This is a genomic window from Pseudotabrizicola sediminis, assembly GCF_004745575.1.
In the GTDB taxonomy this organism is placed as follows: Bacteria; Pseudomonadota; Alphaproteobacteria; order Rhodobacterales; family Rhodobacteraceae; genus Pseudotabrizicola; species Pseudotabrizicola sediminis.
The window spans coordinates 155,691-173,960 of sequence record NZ_RPEM01000002.1 but is presented as its reverse complement, the minus strand read 5'-3'; the positions used below and the strand labels follow the sequence as shown (position 1 = coordinate 173,960).

The window sequence follows — 18,270 nt, the reverse complement described above, 5'->3', positions numbered from 1 at the left end:
ATCACTCTAGACACTGGATCACCTCCTTTCAATTGGTTGCCGATAAGCAGAGGGTGCCACAGATTTTGTGGCTGTCAAATGCTTTTACGCAATCGGTGCGGTCAATTTTCTGACAATGATGCGGAATGGCAAAAGTGCCACCAAAGCGAGCAAAAGCTTGACGCCCCAGTCCGCCACCGCCAGCGACACCCACAGCGGTACAGCCGGCCCCAGACCCAGCAAGGGCAATACTTCATTTGCCCAGCTCACATCATTGCCCGGTTCCAGCCCGGCCAGCGTTGTTGAAAACGCAATCGAGAAGAACAGCGCCGTATCGACCGATGATCCGATCAGGGTCGAGATCAATGGCGCGCGCCACCAGACCCCGCCGCGAAAGCGATCAAACACCGCAACATCCAGCAATTGCGCAGTCAGGAACGCCACGCCGGACCCGATGGCAATCCTCCAGGTCACCAGCGGCCCAAACTCACCCATGATCTGTGTGCCGATCAGCGAACAGGCCACGCCAACAGCAAAGCCGATGAACACCACCCGCCGCGCAGCCTGCGCGCCATACAGCCGGTTGGTCAGGTCCGTCACCAGAAAGGCCAGCGGATAGGTAAAGGCACCCCAGGTCAGCCATTGGCCGAACAGAAACTGCACAAGAATATTAGAGGCCACGACAGTCGCGGCCATGGCAACAATGCCAGGCAGAAGTTTTTGCATCATGTGATCCGTTTTTTATGCAAGGTCGCGGAAACTTGCCCCCCGATGGGTTGGGGACGCGCTGCCCTAGTGCACCGCGCCCCCCCTGTCAATCCATCTGGCGGTCAATCCACCAGACGATACTCCACGATCTCTGTCCGTTGCAGCGGCAGAAAGTTATCATCCGAAATCATGGTCAGCCGGATTGCATCGCTGGCATCGCGCCAGACCGACAGCCCTTCCAGATTGTCATGGAAGCCGGTTGCAGATTGCAGATGCATCCGTTGGTCGCTCAGCGCCTCGGGCCCCACCTGGAACGAGCGCACCCGGCTGGCAAATCCGGCCAGCCCGTGAAACGACCGCTCCAGCACATACAGCCGCCCATCCGGCCCGAAATCCGCCGCAACAGGCAAGAACACACCGTCACGCGGCAGATCAAACGGTTGGCTCCAAACGCCTTCTGCATAGCGCCAGACGGGGAAGTCCGGGCCCGTTGTGTCACCACGCTGGCCGGTCAGCAGCCGGATCCGCTTAGCCCCCCCTACGTCTTCGGGAAAGGTGTAAAGCACGCCCTCCGTGTCAATCGCCAACGCCTCCAGCGCCGCATTGTGGGCAAAGTCACGAAAGGCCCTTGGCCTTGGCAGCGGCTCGGCTGCGCTGTCCAAGGTGCGGTATCGCACCACCCGCGCCACCCCCTCGAACGAGACATAGGTGGTCCCGTCCGCCGCAACCGCCATGCCTTCGCTGTCGCTGTCCTCTGCAGACAGCGGGCCGCCTCGCACCGACTTCAGCTTCGTCACCGGCCCAGCCTCAACGGCGTCAATCATGCCCTCTGCTGTCCGGTACAACCGGCCCTGCACAAAGGCGCCCTTGTCGTTCAGCGCGGTAAACCAGGTTCCATCCACCGAAAGTTCGATCGCCGAAAACCCACCAAAATGCGGGTCCGCAACCGTCCAACGAAAGGCACCAAGAAATCCCGGCGGCGCTGTCGGATTGGCACTGCCCTGCAACACCAAGGCAAGAAAAGCTGCCGCCGCAATTAGCGCGAGGCGAGAACGTCCTGACATTGCTTGGGCAAATCTTTCATCGTGAACTGGCGCGGGTGGCGCTTACGGGGTACATCGGGATCAACAGGTTTCTTCGTCGTGGCCTTTGGCGGGTTCAGGTAATCGGTGACCCACCATGTCAGTGTCTCATCGCAGCCGTTGCCGCCCTTTGACAGCTCTTTCACCGTCGGCGTCTGGGTTTCACACAGCCGTGCCCCGCGGGGGCATTTCAGGCGCACATGAAAATGGGTGTCATGCCCGGCCACCGGCCGGATCTTCTGCAACCACGGCGTATCGGCGCGCCTTGCGGTCTTGCACATCTCGATCTTGACTGCAGCCGCCACGAAAATCCGGTCCACCCTCGGGTCGGACGCCGCGGCTCTCATCACCGCATGGTGCCGAGGGGTCCAGTTCCGCGTCACCGACTTCTGATCAGCCGAGCGTACCGGAATAGAAGAGATGTTTTCACGCTCATTCCGCGTCAGAGTCAGCCGGTCCGGCGGCAATTGCCAGATGTCTGCATCCAGCCCGATCTGGTGGCTGGCGTGGCCGCTGGTCATCGGGCCGCCGCGGGGCTGGCTGATATCGCCGATGTACAGCCCGGCCCAGCCAATCTGCTGCGCCGTGCGGCTCAGATCGACCAGAAAGCTGATCATTTCGGGGTGGCCGAAGTTTCGCCCGCGCGACAGGCGCATCGCCTGCCAGCTTGGCCCGCTTTCCGGCAGTGCCACCAGCCCGGCGGCACAGCCCTTGGCGTAAGACCCCACCGGCATCGGGTTTTGCTGGCTGGGCACGGCATGCGCGCCGAACAACTGGTTCGCCAGCTGCTGCGCCTGCACCACACCGGGAAGACACAGGGCTGCGGCCAGCAACAGTGGTCTGATCATGCGGGCTCTCCATCCGGTTTCACCCAGAGTAACAGGAACAACCCGATCAGGAACAGCACGATCAACGGGGTCACGCCAAGTTGTTGGCTGCCGGTCAGGTCAGTCACCACCCCGATCGACAAGGGCGCGATGAAGGACGTGGCCTTCCCGGCCAGAGCATAAAGACCGAAGGCTTCGGTCATCCGCTCTGGTTCCGCCTGCCGCACCATCATCGTACGGCTGGACGATTGCAACGATCCACCACCCGCACCGATCAGCGCGCCAAGGATGTAGAACCCCACATCCGGCAAGATGCTGTCCGGCCCGACCGGCACGCCGAAGACGGAGTCACGGCTGACAAACACCACCGCAATCGCCACCAGCGTCAGAACAACCACATTCAGGATGATCACCGGCTTTGGCCCCACCTGGCTGTCCATCTTGCCACCCAGCCAGGCGAAAACCGCCCCGGTCAGCGCCGCGATGATGCCGAAAATCCCAACATTGGTCACCGACCAGCCCAACACCCCGGCAGCATAGATGCCGCCAAACACATACATACCGTTCAGCGCGTCGCGGTAGAACATCGACGACGCCAGATAGGCAAACAGGCTGCGCTGCTGCGGCAAACGCGCGAGGGTCAGTTTCAACTCGGGCCACGCCGCCCGCAAAGCCTGCCCAATGGGCAGGGCATCTGTCTTGCGCGGCTCTTTCACCCACAGGAAGAACGGGATCATGAACAGCGCATACCAGATCGCCACCAGCGGACCGACCGACCGCGTGCCCTCCCGTGCCTCCGGGTTCAGCCCGAAGATCGGCGCAATGCCCAGCAACGTTCGTCCCGATGTGCCCTCTGCCAGCAGCAAGAGCATGATGATCAGCGCGACAATCCCGCCCAGATAGCCAAAGGCCCAGCCATTGCCCGAGATCCGGCCCAGATCGGCACGCGGGCACAGATCGGGCAACATCGCATTGGTGAAGGTGGTAGCAAATTCCATCCCGATCAGGCCGATGCAGAAAAACAGCATCACGAACCAGACGTTGAAATCACTGGGTGCCGAATACCACAGCATCCACGCCCCGAGGACGTACAGCGCTGAAAACAGCCAGATGAACACCATCCGCCCGCCCGACTTGTCGGCCACAGCGCCCAGCAGTGGAGACAGAACCGCAATGATCAGCCCCGCCGTGCCGATGCCATAGCCCCAGATCGCCTGCGCGGCACTGCCATCGCCGATGACAGAGACCACATAGGGCCCGAAAATGAAGGTCAGCAGCAGGGTGTTATAGGGCTGACTGGCCCAATCAAAGAAATACCAGCCCCAGATCCGCTTTTGTGCTGCCGTCATCCCTGTCCCCTTTTGGCCCATGCTGGCCGTTCGGGCGATCAAGCCCCAAAAGGATGACGGGCGCAAGACGGCCCTATTGCATCGGGGGCCAGGGCCGCGCGGCATCAGCCGCGATCCAGGCGGTCACCCAATCGGGCAGCGCCGGGCTTTCAACCGGCAGACCAAAGGCCTGCGCCATTTCGGCAGGCGGCACGATGCCAGCCTTTCCGCGCTCGCCCGCCCCGGTGACGGCGGACCGGATCAGAATGTGCGACGTGCATTCGCCGCCGCGCCACATCGACTGCTCGATATACAAAAACCGCGCATCCCAGCCGATGATCCGCGTCCGCATCTCCAGCCGGTGGAACATCTTCACGCGCTTGCGATAGCGCGTGGTGTTGCCCGCCACCGCCAGCCCCCAGCCGCGCGTCTTCAGCACCTTGTGCAACCCCATCCGCTGCCCCAGCGGAATCCGCCCCAGATCATACAGCGTCAGCGTCCGGCCGTTGTTCAGCTCCATCCACGGGTCGATATCCCAGGGCCAGCAGATGTGATGGCTGATATGGGTGTCAAACAGCCCCAGTTGCGGGGAATTGCGGAATTTGAAGATTTCCTTGAACATTCGGACGTAGGGATACATGCACGGACACCTCGGTTTGACCGCTTTCCCTTGCCCCGGCTTGACGCAAAGGTCAAGCCGGACGCGGCGGAAGGCGGTTGCCCTTCGGGGGGCCGGTTGATACCACTGCCACAACAGATTGTGCCGGTTCGCGGCATAACCACATCCATGGCTTCAGAGGGCCCCGCACATGACCTCGCTTCTGCAGATCCTGCTCTTGATCCTTGATATCGCGCAATGGATCATCATCGCCCATATCATCATGAGCTGGCTGATCAATTTTCAGGTGCTCAACCTGCGCCAGCCCATCGTCTCGCAGATCTGGTATGGCATCAACCGCCTGCTGGAACCGGTGTATTCCCGCGTTCGGTCGGTGATGCCCAGCCTTGGCGGGCTGGATCTTGCGCCGCTGGTGGTGCTGCTGGGGATCTACGCGTTGCGCATCATCCTGATCAACAACGCCGCCGCCTTCCTGTAAGGTCCGGGCTCCATGCGCGATCCCCATCAGCTGCTGCAGCAAATCTTCGGCTTTCCCGGCTTTCGCCCGGGACAGGAAGAGATTGTGCAAGCCGTGCTGGCGGGCCGCAATACCCTTGCCATCATGCCCACCGGGGGCGGCAAATCGCTGTGCTTCCAGCTGCCCGCGCTGTGCCGTGAGGGCATCACGGTCGTGATCTCACCGCTGATCGCGCTGATGCGCGATCAGGTCCGCGCGCTGAAAGCGGCAGGGGTAGAGGCGGGGGCGCTGACCTCGGGCAACACCGATCAGGAAACCGAAGATGTCTTCGCCGCCATCGACGCGGGCCGGCTGAAACTGCTGTACATGGCCCCCGAGCGCCTTGCCTCCGGCGGGGCCATGGGGCTGTTGCGTCGCGCCAATGTGACGCTGATCGCGGTGGATGAAGCGCATTGTGTGTCCCAATGGGGCCATGACTTCCGCCCAGATTACCTCCGCATCGGTGAGCTGCGCCGCGCGCTCAATGTGCCGCTCGCGGCCTTCACCGCCACCGCGGATGAAGAAACCCGCGCCGAAATCGTGACCCGGCTGTTCGATGGCGTGGCACCCGAAACCTTTCTGCGTGGGTTCGACCGGCCCAACATCCACCTTGCCTTTGCCGTCAAGGACAAGCCGCGCGACCAGATCCTGCGCTTTGCCGCCGCGCGCAAGGGTCAGTCCGGCATCGTCTACACCGCATCGCGCGCCCGGACCGAGGTGCTGGCGCAGGCTTTGCGTGAGGCTGGGCATTCCGCCTGCCATTACCACGGCGGGATGGAGGCGGAAGAACGCCGCCGCGTGGAAATACGGTTTCAGCAAGAGGATGGGCTGATCGTCGTCGCCACCATCGCCTTCGGCATGGGCATCGACAAACCCGATATCCGCTGGGTCGCCCACGCCGATCTGCCCAAGTCGATCGAGGGCTATTATCAGGAAATCGGCCGCGCCGGGCGTGACGGGGCCGCCGCCGAGACCCTCACGCTTTATGGCCCCGACGATATCCGCCTGCGCCGCACCCAGATCGACGAAGGTGCCGCACCGGCCGACCGCAAGGCCGCCGACCATGGCCGGTTGAATGCCCTTCTGGGGTTGGCCGAGGCGACGGCCTGCCGCAGGCAGGTGTTGCTGGGCTATTTCGGCGAGGCCTCCACGCCCTGCGGCAACTGCGACCTGTGCGACCGCCCCGTCGATGTGTTCGACGCTACCGAATCCGTGCGCAAGGCGCTGTCGGCCATCCTGCGCACCGGCGAATGGTTTGGCGCGGGCCATCTGATTGACATCCTCACCGGCAACGCCACCGCCAAGGTCCGCGAAAAGGGCCATGATCAGCTGCCCACCTTTGCCGTGGGCCGCGACCTGTCCAAACCCGCTTGGGGCGCGGTGTTCCGCCAGATGATGGGGCGCGATCTGGTGCGCCCAGATGCCGACCGTTTCGGTGCGCTGCGCATGACTGACGCCGCCCGCCCGATTTTGCGCGGCGAGGAAAGCATTTCGCTGCGGCGTGACACCATCACCTCTGCCATCCCGCGCACCGTGGTCAAAACGCTGGTCTCAGACGAAGACGCGCCGCTGCTCTCCGCGCTGAAAGCCAAGCGCCGCGCCTTGGCCGAGGCGCAGGGCGTGCCCGCCTATGTCGTCTTTCCCGATCGCACCCTGATCGAGATGGCAGAACGCAAGCCCGCCACGCTGGACGATATGGCGGGCGTCACCGGGGTCGGGGCGAAAAAGCTGGAAAGCTACGGTGCGGCGTTTCTGGCTGTGATCAATGGCGCGAGTGAGTCGCTTCACCCTGCGCGCCAACGGCTTGCCGGTCGCCCGTCGGGCCCGATCTACGACCGTCTGGCCGAGGTGCAGCTGGCGCTTCTGCGGGGGGAGGACGGCACCGGAAAACCGCTCAGCCTGTCGCCAGGCACCCTGCGCCGCATTGCCGAAGCGCGACCCTCCACCCTGTCCGACCTTGACCGCGTGGGTGATCTTGGTCCGGCCAAGATCGAACGCTTTGGCCCGGCATTTCTGGACGTTTTGCGCGATGCCTGACCCGTTGGGGTTTACACTGCTGTGCACCACCATATTTTGTGAGGCCAAGGAAAGGGCCCGCCATGCTGATCGTGATCTCCCCCGCCAAGAAACTGAACGAGGTGCCGCAGGCTCTGCCCGATGGGCATCAGTTGACCGACCCCGAGTTTGCGGCCCAAGCGCTGGACCTGGCCACACTTGCCCGCCGCCTTTCGGTCGATGATCTGCGCAAGCTCAGCCATATTTCCGAACCGCTCGCCCGCCTGAACCAAGGTCGGTTTGCCGCCTTCAGCGCCACACCTGCGCCGGGCACGATCTTTCCGGCGGTGCATTGCTTTGCCGGTGACACCTACCAAGGGCTTGATGCCCGCACCCTACCCGCCACCGCCCTCGACTGGGCGAGCGCGCATCTGCGCATCCTGTCGGGCCTGTACGGCGTGTTGCGCCCTTTTGATGCCATTCAGGCCTATCGGCTGGAAATGGGCAGCCGTCTGACCAATCCACAGGGGGCTGACTTATACGCGTTCTGGGGCACGCGTATCGCCCAATCGCTCAACACACTGTCACAGGAAACCGGGGCAAAAGCCCTGATCAACTGCGCTTCGGTCGAGTATTTCGGGGCGGTTGACCGCAACACTCTGCATCTGCCGGTCATCACCCCGGTCTTTCTGGAAGAGCGGGACGGGCAGGCGAAAACTGTCAGCTTCTGGGCCAAACGGGCCCGTGGTGCCATGGCGCGCCACATCTGCGACAACCAGATTACCAACCCCGCCGATTTGCGTGGCTTCGATACCGGCGGTTATCGCCACGACCCCGACACATCGACCGACGGGCACATGGTGTTCCGCCGTCAGGCCCCGGCACAACAGGCGGCGTGAAGTGTCGCCCTGAACTGCCGCGCCCCGACCATAGCCGCCGCGTACGATCGGGGTAAAAGGCGGGATGCGCCGGACCAAGCCCGCGTTACTCCGGCACAACCGGTCGCACATCTGGGGGGCAATAGGCGGCCAGCACGTCCAGAATCGCGGATTTGCGCAACGGTTTTGTCAGGTACCGGTCCATCCCTGCGGCCAGAATTTCGGCGGCGTCCCCGTCCATGGCATGCGCAGTCAGCGCGACCACCGGCACAGTGCCCTGACCATCCTCGATCACCCGGATCGCGCGCACAGCCTCCAGCCCGTCCATCTCTGGCATCGAGATATCCATGAATACCAGATCGGGTGCCCAGCTCTGAAACAATTCCACCGCCTCGCAGCCGTTGGCGGCAAAGCGCAACTCGATGTCGACATCCTTGACCATCTTGGCAAAGACCAGTTGGTTGGTCCGGTTGTCCTCGGCTGCAAGCACCCGCATCTGCCGCTGCGTCGGTTTGGGTGCGGGCGGCACTGCCGCCGGCAGCTCGGCCATCGGCGCGGGTACTGCCACCGACAGCGCCTGCAGATGGCGATACAGATCGGCCCGCAGCAATGGTTTTTGCAAAACCACATTCAGCCCCGCATCCTCCCCCTCGGCGCGGGCAAGCAGCGGGTTTGATGACAACAGCACAAGCGGCATCTGATGCCCGGCCGCGCGGATCTGTCGGGCCAGTGTCACACCGTCCATCTCGGGCATGTCATGGTCGGTCAGCACCACATCAAACCGCGCATCCTGTGCAAGTGTCGTCAGCGCCTCGGCCCCAGACCGGCACAGCGTCACCGCGATGCCGTGCGGGGCAAGCTGGCGTTCCAGAATGGTGCGGTTGATGAACTGGTCATCCACCACCAGCGCGCGGCGCAGTGTGATCGGCAACCGCACCTCTGGCGCGGGTTCTGACACCGGCAGCGAAATCCGGAAGCCGAAACAAGACCCCTTGCCCGGCTCACTGTCGACCCAGACCGTACCGTCCATCTGCTCAATCAGGCGGCGGGTGATCGCAAGACCCAGACCGGTGCCTTCGAACTTGCGGTTCTGCTGATCCTCCACCTGATTGAATTCGCCAAAGACATGGTCAATGTTGGCCGCAGAGATGCCGATTCCGGTATCTTCCACGGTGACATGCACCTGCTGCACGTCCACCGCCCCTTCCGGCCCCACGACGCGCACCAGCACATGGCCCGTATCGGTGAACTTGACGGCATTCCCGATAAGATTGGTCATCACCTGCCGGATCCGTCCCGGATCTCCGACAAACCGGGTCGGCAGGAACATGTCGTAGTCGATCATCAGCCGGATTCCCTTGGCCCGCGCCCGGGGTTGCAGCAGCATCGTCACCTCGTGGATCGTACGCTCCAGATCAAAGGGTTCTGGGTGCAGGGTCAGCCGCTCCGCCTCGATCTTGGAATAATCCAGAATGTCATTGATGATCACCAAGAGCGCCTCACCCGAAGAGCGGATGGTTTCGGCAAACAGCCGCTGTTCTTCGGAAAGTTCGGTATCGCAAAGCAGTTCGGCCATCCCGACCACCCCGTTCATGGGCGTGCGGATTTCATGGCTCATATTGGCCAGAAATGCCGATTTTGCCCGGTTCGCCGCTTCGGCCTGCAGGCGCGCCGCCTCAAGCGCGGCCTGCTGCTCCTTCCAATCGGTGATATCCACCCGCAGCCCGACCCGCCCGCCATCCGGCGTGCTTTGCTCCAGCACGCGCAGCCAGCGGCCATTTGACAGCTTCTGTTCGTGGATGGACGACGGCGCCCGGTGGGCTGCGAGGCGTTCCGACATCCATTCCGCCTCTCGCCCCACGGCTTCGGCATATTTGCCGCGCGCCAGGCCGTGGCGCAGCATATCCTCGAAGGTCACGCCGGGGCGCAGGATATCGGCGGTTTCAGGATAAATGTCGCGGTATTGCTGATTGCAGGTCAACAGCCTGTCCTCCCTGTCAAAAAGTACAAAACCATCCGGGATCGCTTCTACTGCGGCCCAGATTCGCATTTGTTCGGTCATGTCGATCGCCAGTGTGGCCATGCCGCCATCAAGCGTGCGCCGGCTCATGATCCGGTAATAATTGCCATTGGACATCTGCACGACGAGGGGTTCGATCACCTCGGCCTCCAGCCGCGACAGCATGTGCGCGACCCAGTCGTCGATCGGTGTGTCGCCCAGCCGGACCAGACCGGATTCAGCGCACAGGGTCATCAGGGTCGCGTAGCTGATGCCGGGGCTGATGTTCAGGCTTTCAAAGGCTTTCAGATAGGGTGCGTTCGCAGCCACCAGCCGCAGATCGGGGTCATAGACGGCGAAGCCATCACGGATCGTGTCAACCGAGTCCCACAACCGGCGTTCTGCCACCACGGCAGCGGAATGCGCCTCTTGCAGCGCGGTCGCGATATCCGCGTTCTGGCCTTTCAGAGCTTGTGCTTCAGACTGCGCTTCGCGCGCGACAGTCCGCTGTTCGACAATCTGGTCAGACAGCGCACGCGCATGCATCGCCAGCCTTTCGTTGGCGGCAAACAATTCACGGCTTTTCTGTTCCAGCAAACGTTCAGCGGCCAGCCGGGCGCGCCGTTCTTTTGCCAAACGTTCCGTCATATCCATCGCGATCCGTTCCCCGTTCCGCTTTCTGCCGCGGGGCCATGGCGGACCATAGAGGCAGCAGCGTGAATGACTGATTAACATGACAAATAATGTCATCGGCTGCAGGGCGCTTGCGCCGCCAGACCGCCGGACGCATCATGCACCCATTCAGATGAGAGGTATTGCCATGCGGTATTTTGGCCCGGCGCTGCTCGCCTGCATGGTGTTTGCCATGCCATCCCTGGCGCAGGATTCGCCCCTTGTGCCGCAAAAGCGGGCGGTTCTGGCGCAGGACACCGACCTTCCTGGCGGCGATATCGCGCAGCTGTTCGACACCACGCTGGAGTCTTGCGAGCGCGCCTGCCTCAGTACGGCGCAATGCACTGCCTTCACCTTCAACAGCCGCAACGGATCATGCTTTCTCAAAGCCGGTCCGGGGGCGGGGGCGTTTTATCAGGGCGCTGTTTCCGCGCAGGTTGTGTCCTCCCCTGCCGATTCCGCCAGCCGTGCGGCCACGCGCCGGGGCGAGCTGAGCTTTTTGTCCGATCAAGATCTGCAAGACGCACGCGGACAGGCCGAGGCCTTCGGGCGCAAGCATATGGCAAACGGATATGCCGCCACAGATCTTAACCAGTCCGCGACAGAAGCGCTGAGCCAAGGGAATGTCGACAGCGCCATCGGCTTTGCCGGGTCCGCCGTCAGCGCGTCAGATCAGCCCGAGGCCTGGCTTGACTATGCCCGCCTGTCGCTGCTGGCGGGCAGCCGTAACCGCAATGATCAGCAAGACCTGCGCCAGCAGGGCCTGACCGCGGCCATCAACGCCTATCTGCGGGCCGAGGCAGCCCCGCTGCGGCATACCATCCTTGTCACAATGGCAGAGGCGATGGAGCCGCTTGGCCGGGGCCGCGACAGCGTTGGTGCCCTGCGTCTGGCGCAGGCACTTCAGCCGCGTGATGACACCGCAAGCGCGCTGGAAACCGCGACCGGCAAGTACGGCTTCCGCATCACCAGCCACGAGGTGCAGGCCGATACGCCGCGCCCGCGGATCTGTGCCGCCTTCTCTGACAATCTGGTCAAGGCGGGGGTGGACTACGACTCATTCGTGCAACTGCCCCAATCGGGGATGACCGTCACCTCTGACGGTGACAGCACGATGTGTGTCGAAGGTCTTGTCCATGGCGCGCGCTATGCACTGACGTTCCGGCAGGGACTGCCCGCCGCCGATGGGCAGGAAATGGCGAAATCCGTTGCCATCACCGCCTATGTCCGTGACCGTGCCGCAACCGTGCGCTTTCCGGGCCGGTCTTACGTGCTGCCGAAGGGAGTCAGCGCGGCTGTTCCGGTAGAAACCGTCAACACCGACGCGCTGGACCTGACCCTCTTCCGCGTGACCGACCGCAACCTGTTGCGCGCTTTTCAGAACGGCTACGTCAGCCAGCCGATTTCCAACTGGCAGGAAGGCGATTTTGACGGCCAGATCGGCGCGCAAATCTGGCAGGGCAGCGCCACCGTCGGGATGGACATAAACCGCGATGTCACAACCCGTCTGCCGTTGAGCGAAGCGCTGCAGGGCCAACCCGCCGGCGTCTACGCGCTGAAAGCCGCCATTTCCGGCGAAGACCCCTATGAAACTGCGGCAGCCTGGCAATGGTTCGTGGTGTCCGATCTTGGCCTGACCACCCTGTCGGGCGTTGACGGGGTGCATGTCTTTGTCCGCAGCCTTGGCACGGCGCAGGCTGTGACAGGCGTCACGGTAGAGCTGCTTTCCACCGCGAACGACATCCTCGGCACCGCCACCACCGATGCCATGGGCTATGCGCAGTTTGATGCGGGTCTGGCACGCGGCACCGGCGGCGCGGCTGCGGCGCTGATCGTGGCGCGCGATGGGGATCATGATCTGGCCTTCCTGTCTCTGACCGACCCGGAATTTGACCTGTCGGATCGCGGCGTCGAAGGCCGCGCCGCCGCCCCCCCGGTCGATGTGTTCCTGACCACAGATCGCGGTGCCTACCGGGCGGGGGAGACGGTCTACGCCACAGCGCTGGCCCGTGACAGCACGGCAGCTGCCGTTCCCGGCCTGCCACTGACTGCCCGGCTGAAACGCCCCGATGGTGTGGAATACTCCCGCGCTCTGGTCGAAGATGCGGGCGCGGGCGGCCATGTCTTCGCGATGCCTATCGGAGGCACCGCCCCGCGCGGCGTGTGGCGGCTGGAAGTGCTGGCCGACCCCGACGCCGCCCCCCTCACCAGCCAGACCTTTCTGGTCGAGGATTTCCTGCCCGAACGCATCGACTTTGACCTGTCGCTTCCCGACCGGACGCTTCGGCTTGGTGATACGCCGGACCTGACCGTCACGGCCCGCTACCTGTTCGGTGCCCCCGGTGCCGACCTTGCGATTGAAGGCGAGGTGCTCCTGCGCGCCGCGTCGGAAGTCGCGGGCCTCACCGGCTACGTTTTCGGCCCGCATGACGACCCCTTTGCCGCGCGGATGGAGTCCTTTGGCGGCGCGCGGACCGATGCATCAGGCACCGCTGTCGTCACCCCCGCCCTGCCCGAGGCCGACGCCCCCCAGCACCCGCTGGAAGCGCACTTCACAGTTCGCGTCGCCGAAGGCTCCGGCCGCCCGGTCGAACGCCAGCTGACCAGACTGATAAACCCCACCACCCCGATGATCGGCGTCCGACCGCTGTTCGATGAGGTGGTCGCCGAAGGGACAGAGGCGCGGTTCAGCCTGATCGGCCTTGGCCCGGACGGACAACCCGCCGACATGGCGGCAGAGTGGCAGATCACCCGGATCGAGACCAATTACCAATGGTATCAAAGCTATGGTGTCTGGAACTGGGAGCCTGTTGTCGGGCGCACCATCGCTGCCGAAGGCACCGCCCAACTTGGCCCACAACCGGTTGAAATCGCTGCGCCGGTGCAATGGGGCGAGTATGAGTTGCGGGTGCAGTCGGTCAACGGGGCCATCACCTCTACCCCGTTCTTCGCAGGCTGGTACGCCCCCGCCGATGTGACCGCCACCCCCGACACGCTGGAACTTTCGCTGGACAAATCGGCCTATACATCGGGCGAAACCGCCACCCTGCGCGTTGTGCCCCGCGCGGCGGGCACGGCGCTGATTACCGTGCTGGCGAACCGCCTGATCGCCATGCAGGCGGTCGAGGTGACGGAAGGCGAAAATCTGATCACCCTGCCGGTGACCGATGACTGGGGCGCCGGTGTCTATGTCACAGCCTCTGTGCTGCGCCCGATGGATGTGGCGGCTGGCCGCAACCCGGCCCGCGCGCTTGGCCTTGCCCATGCCGCCGTCGATCCCGGCGCGCGTCAGTTGGCGGTCAGCATCGAAACCCTGTCCGACGCCGCCCCACGCGGCCCGCTTGATGTCGCGGTCAAGGTCGATGGCATCGCAGACGGTGAACCCGCATGGGTCACCATCGCGGCGGTGGATCAGGGCATCCTGAACCTCACCGCTTTCGCCCCACCCGACCCGTCGGCGCATTACTTCGGCCAGCGCAAGCTGGGCATCGGCATCCGCGATGTCTATGGCCGGTTGATCGACGGGCTGAACGGCGCAACAGGCACCGTCCGCTCGGGCGGCGACGCAGGCGCGCAAGCTCGCCTGCAAGCTCCACCCCCTACCGAAGAGCTTGTCGCCTATTTCACCGGCCCAGTGCAGGTGGGCACCGATGGCACCGCCCACACCACATTTCCCCTGCCCTCCTTTAACGGCAGCGTCAAAATCATGGCCGTGGCATGGTCGGCCAAGGCCGTTGGCCACGCCAATGCCGATGTACTGGTGCGCGACCCGGTCGTGGTAACCGCCAGCCTGCCCCGCTTCATGGCCCCCGGCGACAGCAGCCGCATGCTGCTGGAAGTCGTCCATGCCAGCGGTCCGTCCGGCCGAATGGGCCTAGATGTCACCGCCAATGGCGTCACGCTTGGCGCGGTGCCGTCGGGCTTTGACCTTGGCGATCAGGCCAGAACCGTCCTCGCCATCCCCGTCACCGCCGGGGAGGCGGGCCTTCAGACTATCATCGTCAACCTCACCACCCCAGACGGAAAGCAGCTGACCAGGACTCTGACCCTGCCGGTGCAATCCAACGACCCCGAGGTCGCCCGCACCACCCGCCTGACCCTGACCCAAGGCCAGACCCTCACGCTGGATGACACCCTGTTCACCGGCCTTGCCGCAGGTTCGGCCAAGGCCACCATGGCCATCGGCCCGCTGGCCCGGATGGATGCGCCCGGCCTGCTGGCCGCACTAGACCGCTACCCCTATGGCTGCACCGAGCAGATCACCTCCAAGGCTTTGCCGCTGCTGTACTTCGATCAGGTCGCGCAAGCGATGGACCTTCAAGGGGCCGACAATATCGCCGAACGCATCGGACAGGCGGTGGCCCAGATCCTGACCCATCAGGGGGCCGAAGGTGGCTTTGGCCTGTGGTCACCCGGCAGCGGTGATCTGTGGCTCGATGCCTTTGTCACCGATTTCCTGTCCCGCGCCCGCGCGCAGGGCTACGCGGTGCCCGACCGCGCCTTCCGTTCTGCGCTCGACTCTCTGCGCAATCAGGTGAACTACGCCCCAGACTTCGACGCGAGATCGAACGGCGGCGGCGAGGCACTTGCCTATGCGCTCATGGTCCTTGCCCGGGAAGGCGCCGCCGCCATCGGCGACCTGCGCTATTATGCCGATGTCAAAGGCGATGACTTCCGCACCGCTCTTGCTCAAGCCCAGCTTGGCGCAGCATTGGCCAGCTATGGCGACCAGCCCCGGGCCGACGCCATGTTCCGCCGCGCAGGCAACCGCCTGCTGGCCCTGAGCGCGACCGAGACGGAACAGACCTTCCGAACCGATTACGGCACCAACTTTCGCGACGCCGCCGCCATCCTCACCCTCGCGGTGGATGCAGGCACGCAGGCAATCGACCGGGACGCGCTGCTGATCCGCCTGTCGGCCAACCCCAGCACACTTTCGACGCAAGAGGCGACATGGGCGCTGATGGCCACCAACGCCCTGATCGACCGGCCGGGGCTGGCGGGCATCACCCTGAACGGTGAACCCGCAACCGGGCCGCTGGTCCGGGTGCTGACCGCAGCCACCGGGCCGGTCACTGTGCACAACAGCGGGACCGATACCCAGCTGACCGTGACCGCCTACGGCATTCCCATCAAACCGGAACCGGCAGGCGGCAATGGCTATGCCATCACCCGCAGCTATTACACACTGGCGGGGGAACCGGCGACTGTGGAAGCCCTTCACACCGGCGACCGTCTGGTCACCGTGCTGGAGGTGACGCCCTTCGGCACCGGCGAGGCACGGCTGATGGTCAGCGACCCGCTGCCCGCCGGGTTTGAAATCGACAACCCCAACCTGATTTCGGGCGGACAATTGGCCAACCTGGACTGGCTGAACCTCGAAGGCGATGTGGCGCACAGCGAGTTCCGCCAGGACCGCTTCCTGACCGCCATCGACCGCACCAACGCCGACAGCTTCCGCCTTGGCTACATCGTCCGCGCCATCTCGCCGGGCACCTTCCACCACCCTGCGGCTGCGGTCGAAGATATGTACCGCCCGACCTTCCGCGCCCGGTCCGCCACGGGCCGGATCACGATTGCCGAGTGATGCGGACCAGACACGTCTTCGCCCTCGCCGCGGGCCTGTTCCTTACCGGGCTCGCCCGCGACTGTTTTGACGACTGGATCACCGCCACCACCCTCCCGCCGCTGTCGCTGGAAACCTCGGTCGAGGTGACAGACCGCGACGGCATCCTGCTGCGCGCCTATACGGTGGCCGATGGTCGCTGGCGCATGGCGGTAGACCTTGCGCAAGTGGATGAAGACTACCGCGCCATGCTGATCGCCTATGAGGACAAGCGGTTCCATGACCACTCAGGCGTCGATTTGCGCGCCATGACTCGCGCGGTCGCACAAGCCCTGCGCAATGGCCGGGTGATTTCCGGCGGTTCTACCCTGACCATGCAGGTGGCGCGTTTGCTCGAAGCCTCCGGCACAGGCGCGGTGGCGGGCAAACTGCGCCAGATGCGCGTCGCATGGGCGCTGGAGCGCAGGCTGACCAAGGACCAGATCCTGCAACTCTACATGCATCTCGCCCCGTTCGGCGGCAATCTCGAAGGCGTGCGCGCCGCATCCTTCGCCTATTTCGGCAAGGAACCCCGCCGTCTGACACCTGCGCAAGCTGCCCTGCTGGTCGCTATCCCGCAGGCCCCGGAATCGCGCCGCCCCGACCGCGCGCATGACCGCGCCGTGGCCGCCCGCGCCCGCGTGCTGGCCCGCGCTCTGCGCGACGGCATCGTGCCCGACCATATGGCGAATGGCGCGCTGACCGAACCGGTGCCCCACGCCCGCCAGCCGTTTCCGACCCTCGCCCCCCACCTCGCCGACCGCGCCCGCAGCGCGGACCCGATCATGCACCGGCACCAGCTGACCCTGAAGACCAGCCTGCAACGCAGCCTCGAAGCCCTCGCCCGTGACGTGATCGCCACACAGGGCGAGCGGTTGCAGATCGCCATTGTCGCCGCCGACCACACATCCGGGGAAATCCTCGCCTCTGTCGGCTCTGCCGCGTTTCAGGCCGATCAGCGCGCAGGCTTTGTCGATATGACCACGGCCCTGCGCAGCCCCGGATCAACCTTGAAACCGCTGATCTACGGGCTGGCTTTTGATCAAGGCCTCGCTCATCCCGAAACGCTGATCGAAGACCGTCCGCAGCGCTTTGGCACTTACGCACCACAAAATTTCGACCGCCAGTTTCGCGGCACCATCCGGGTGCGCGACGCGTTGCAACTGTCGCTGAACCTGCCAGTGGTGCAGTTGCTTGATGCGATGGGCCCGCCGCGCCTGCTGGCGGCGCTCGACAAGGCCGCGATCCGCGCCGTGATCCCCGGCAATGAACCGGGCCTTGCCATTGGCCTTGGCGGCATCGGCATCAGCCTGACCGATATGGTGCAACTTTACGCCGCCCTCGCGCGCGGCGGCGTGGCCCTGCCGCTGACCTGGCGGATGGATGGCAGCCGCGCCGAGGGCCAGCGGCTGCTGTCCACCAGCGCCGCGTGGCAGATCGGCGACATTCTCGCCGGCCTGGCCCCGCCGCCCGGAGCCCCCACCAACCGGCTGGCCTACAAGACCGGCACCAGCTATGGCCACCGCGACGCCTGGGCCATCGGCTATGACGGGCGGCATGTGGTGGGCGTCTGGATGGGCCGCGCCGATGGCACCCCGGTGCCTGGCGTGTTCGGCGCCGATCTGGCTGCCCCTGTGCTGTTTCAGGCCTTTGCCCGCATCGCGCCGGGGCTTGAACCCCAGCCGCCCGCGCCGCCCGCGACCCTGCTGGTTTCCAACGCCCAACTGCCGCAACCGCTGCAACGCTTTCGCGCGCGGGGCAGTCTGGCCGCCGATGCCGATGCGCCCGCCGTCGCCTTCCCGCCCGACGGGGCCGAGGTGGAGCTGCTGAATGGTGCACTGATGGTCAAGGTGGCAGGCGGTACCGGGCCTTTCACCTGGCTGGCCGATGGTGTGCCGGTCGTGGTACAGGACCGCGCACGGCAAGCCTTGCTCACCCTGCCCGGCACCGGCTTTGTCAGCCTGTCGGTGATTGATGCGCAGGGCAGGTCCGCCCGCGCGAGGGTGCGGCTGCACTGATCAGCGCACTGCGCACCGCCGGGGCCAAGCGGCTCCCTCCCCATCGTGGGGGAGGGCCGGGGGT

Annotated in this window: 11 protein-coding genes; 5 read left to right on the top strand and 6 right to left on the bottom strand. The window is 64.5% G+C overall.

Annotated features, from left to right (window positions below; all coding sequences use genetic code 11):
• Positions 1 to 84 precede the first annotated feature (84 nt).
• The 5 genes from EEB11_RS03470 to EEB11_RS03450 all read right to left on the bottom strand — a co-directional run bounded on the left by EEB11_RS03470 (position 85) and on the right by EEB11_RS03450 (position 4,564).
• Complete coding sequence (locus EEB11_RS03470) at positions 85 to 708, bottom strand: queuosine precursor transporter (RefSeq protein ID WP_135429027.1); 624 nt, start codon at positions 706 to 708, stop codon at positions 85 to 87.
• A gap of 101 nt (positions 709 to 809) precedes the next feature.
• Positions 810 to 1,751 (bottom strand): esterase-like activity of phytase family protein, encoded by a 942-nt coding sequence (locus EEB11_RS03465; protein WP_135429026.1) that lies wholly within the window; start codon positions 1,749 to 1,751, stop codon positions 810 to 812.
• Complete coding sequence (gene mepA / locus EEB11_RS03460) at positions 1,724 to 2,617, bottom strand: penicillin-insensitive murein endopeptidase (RefSeq protein WP_135429025.1); 894 nt, start codon at positions 2,615 to 2,617, stop codon at positions 1,724 to 1,726. Before mepA ends, EEB11_RS03465 begins: the two co-directional genes overlap by 28 nt.
• Positions 2,614 to 3,945, bottom strand: coding sequence for an MFS transporter (locus tag EEB11_RS03455; RefSeq protein WP_135429024.1), 1,332 nt, complete (start codon positions 3,943 to 3,945; stop codon positions 2,614 to 2,616). Before EEB11_RS03455 ends, mepA begins: the two co-directional genes overlap by 4 nt.
• A 73-nt stretch (positions 3,946 to 4,018) precedes the next feature.
• A complete protein-coding gene (locus EEB11_RS03450) occupies positions 4,019 to 4,564 on the bottom strand; it encodes an acyl-CoA thioesterase (protein ID WP_135429023.1) in 546 nt (181 codons plus the stop codon).
• Positions 4,565 to 4,733: 169 nt separating this feature from the next.
• Between EEB11_RS03450 and EEB11_RS03445 the strand changes: the two genes are divergently transcribed.
• From EEB11_RS03445 to yaaA, 3 genes are all read left to right on the top strand, one after another.
• Positions 4,734 to 5,021: a YggT family protein gene (locus tag EEB11_RS03445; RefSeq protein WP_135429022.1), complete on the top strand. Its 288-nt coding sequence runs from the start codon at positions 4,734 to 4,736 to the stop codon at positions 5,019 to 5,021.
• Positions 5,022 to 5,033: 12 nt separating this feature from the next.
• Positions 5,034 to 7,076 carry a DNA helicase RecQ gene (gene recQ / locus EEB11_RS03440; protein WP_135429021.1) on the top strand — a complete coding sequence of 681 codons (2,043 nt, stop codon included), beginning with the start codon at positions 5,034 to 5,036 and terminating at the stop codon, positions 7,074 to 7,076.
• Between the two features lie 62 nt (positions 7,077 to 7,138).
• A complete protein-coding gene (yaaA, locus tag EEB11_RS03435) occupies positions 7,139 to 7,933 on the top strand; it encodes a peroxide stress protein YaaA (protein ID WP_135429020.1) in 795 nt (264 codons plus the stop codon).
• An 85-nt stretch (positions 7,934 to 8,018) separates the two neighbouring features.
• Here yaaA and EEB11_RS03430 read toward each other — a convergent pair whose 3' ends face one another.
• Complete coding sequence (locus tag EEB11_RS03430) at positions 8,019 to 10,565, bottom strand: response regulator (RefSeq protein WP_135429019.1); 2,547 nt, start codon at positions 10,563 to 10,565, stop codon at positions 8,019 to 8,021.
• Between the two features lie 166 nt (positions 10,566 to 10,731).
• On the opposite strand from EEB11_RS03430, the gene EEB11_RS03425 reads away from it, so the two are divergent.
• Both EEB11_RS03425 and pbpC read left to right on the top strand, forming a co-directional pair.
• Entirely contained in the window at positions 10,732 to 16,170 is a 5,439-nt protein-coding gene (locus EEB11_RS03425; protein WP_494338049.1) for an alpha-2-macroglobulin family protein, read from the top strand.
• On the top strand, positions 16,170 to 18,206 hold the full coding sequence (pbpC, locus tag EEB11_RS03420; protein WP_435531094.1) for a penicillin-binding protein 1C: 2,037 nt from the start codon (positions 16,170 to 16,172) through the stop codon (positions 18,204 to 18,206). Before EEB11_RS03425 ends, pbpC begins: the two co-directional genes overlap by 1 nt.
• Positions 18,207 to 18,270 lie beyond the last annotated feature (64 nt).

What these genes read in the sequence shown, in the direction of transcription:
- EEB11_RS03470 (WP_135429027.1), bottom strand. Translation starts at nt 708, where the DNA reads ATGATGCAAAAACTTCTGCCTGGCATTGTTGCCATGGCCGCGACTGTC.
- EEB11_RS03465 (WP_135429026.1), bottom strand. Translation starts at nt 1,751, where the DNA reads ATGTCAGGACGTTCTCGCCTCGCGCTAATTGCGGCGGCAGCTTTTCTT.
- mepA (WP_135429025.1), bottom strand. Translation starts at nt 2,617, where the DNA reads ATGATCAGACCACTGTTGCTGGCCGCAGCCCTGTGTCTTCCCGGTGTG.
- EEB11_RS03455 (WP_135429024.1), bottom strand. Translation starts at nt 3,945, where the DNA reads ATGACGGCAGCACAAAAGCGGATCTGGGGCTGGTATTTCTTTGATTGG.
- EEB11_RS03450 (WP_135429023.1), bottom strand. Translation starts at nt 4,564, where the DNA reads ATGTATCCCTACGTCCGAATGTTCAAGGAAATCTTCAAATTCCGCAAT.
- EEB11_RS03445 (WP_135429022.1), top strand. Translation starts at nt 4,734, where the DNA reads ATGACCTCGCTTCTGCAGATCCTGCTCTTGATCCTTGATATCGCGCAA.
- recQ (WP_135429021.1), top strand. Translation starts at nt 5,034, where the DNA reads ATGCGCGATCCCCATCAGCTGCTGCAGCAAATCTTCGGCTTTCCCGGC.
- yaaA (WP_135429020.1), top strand. Translation starts at nt 7,139, where the DNA reads ATGCTGATCGTGATCTCCCCCGCCAAGAAACTGAACGAGGTGCCGCAG.
- EEB11_RS03430 (WP_135429019.1), bottom strand. Translation starts at nt 10,565, where the DNA reads ATGGATATGACGGAACGTTTGGCAAAAGAACGGCGCGCCCGGCTGGCC.
- EEB11_RS03425 (WP_494338049.1), top strand. Translation starts at nt 10,732, where the DNA reads ATGCGGTATTTTGGCCCGGCGCTGCTCGCCTGCATGGTGTTTGCCATG.
- pbpC (WP_435531094.1), top strand. Translation starts at nt 16,170, where the DNA reads ATGCGGACCAGACACGTCTTCGCCCTCGCCGCGGGCCTGTTCCTTACC.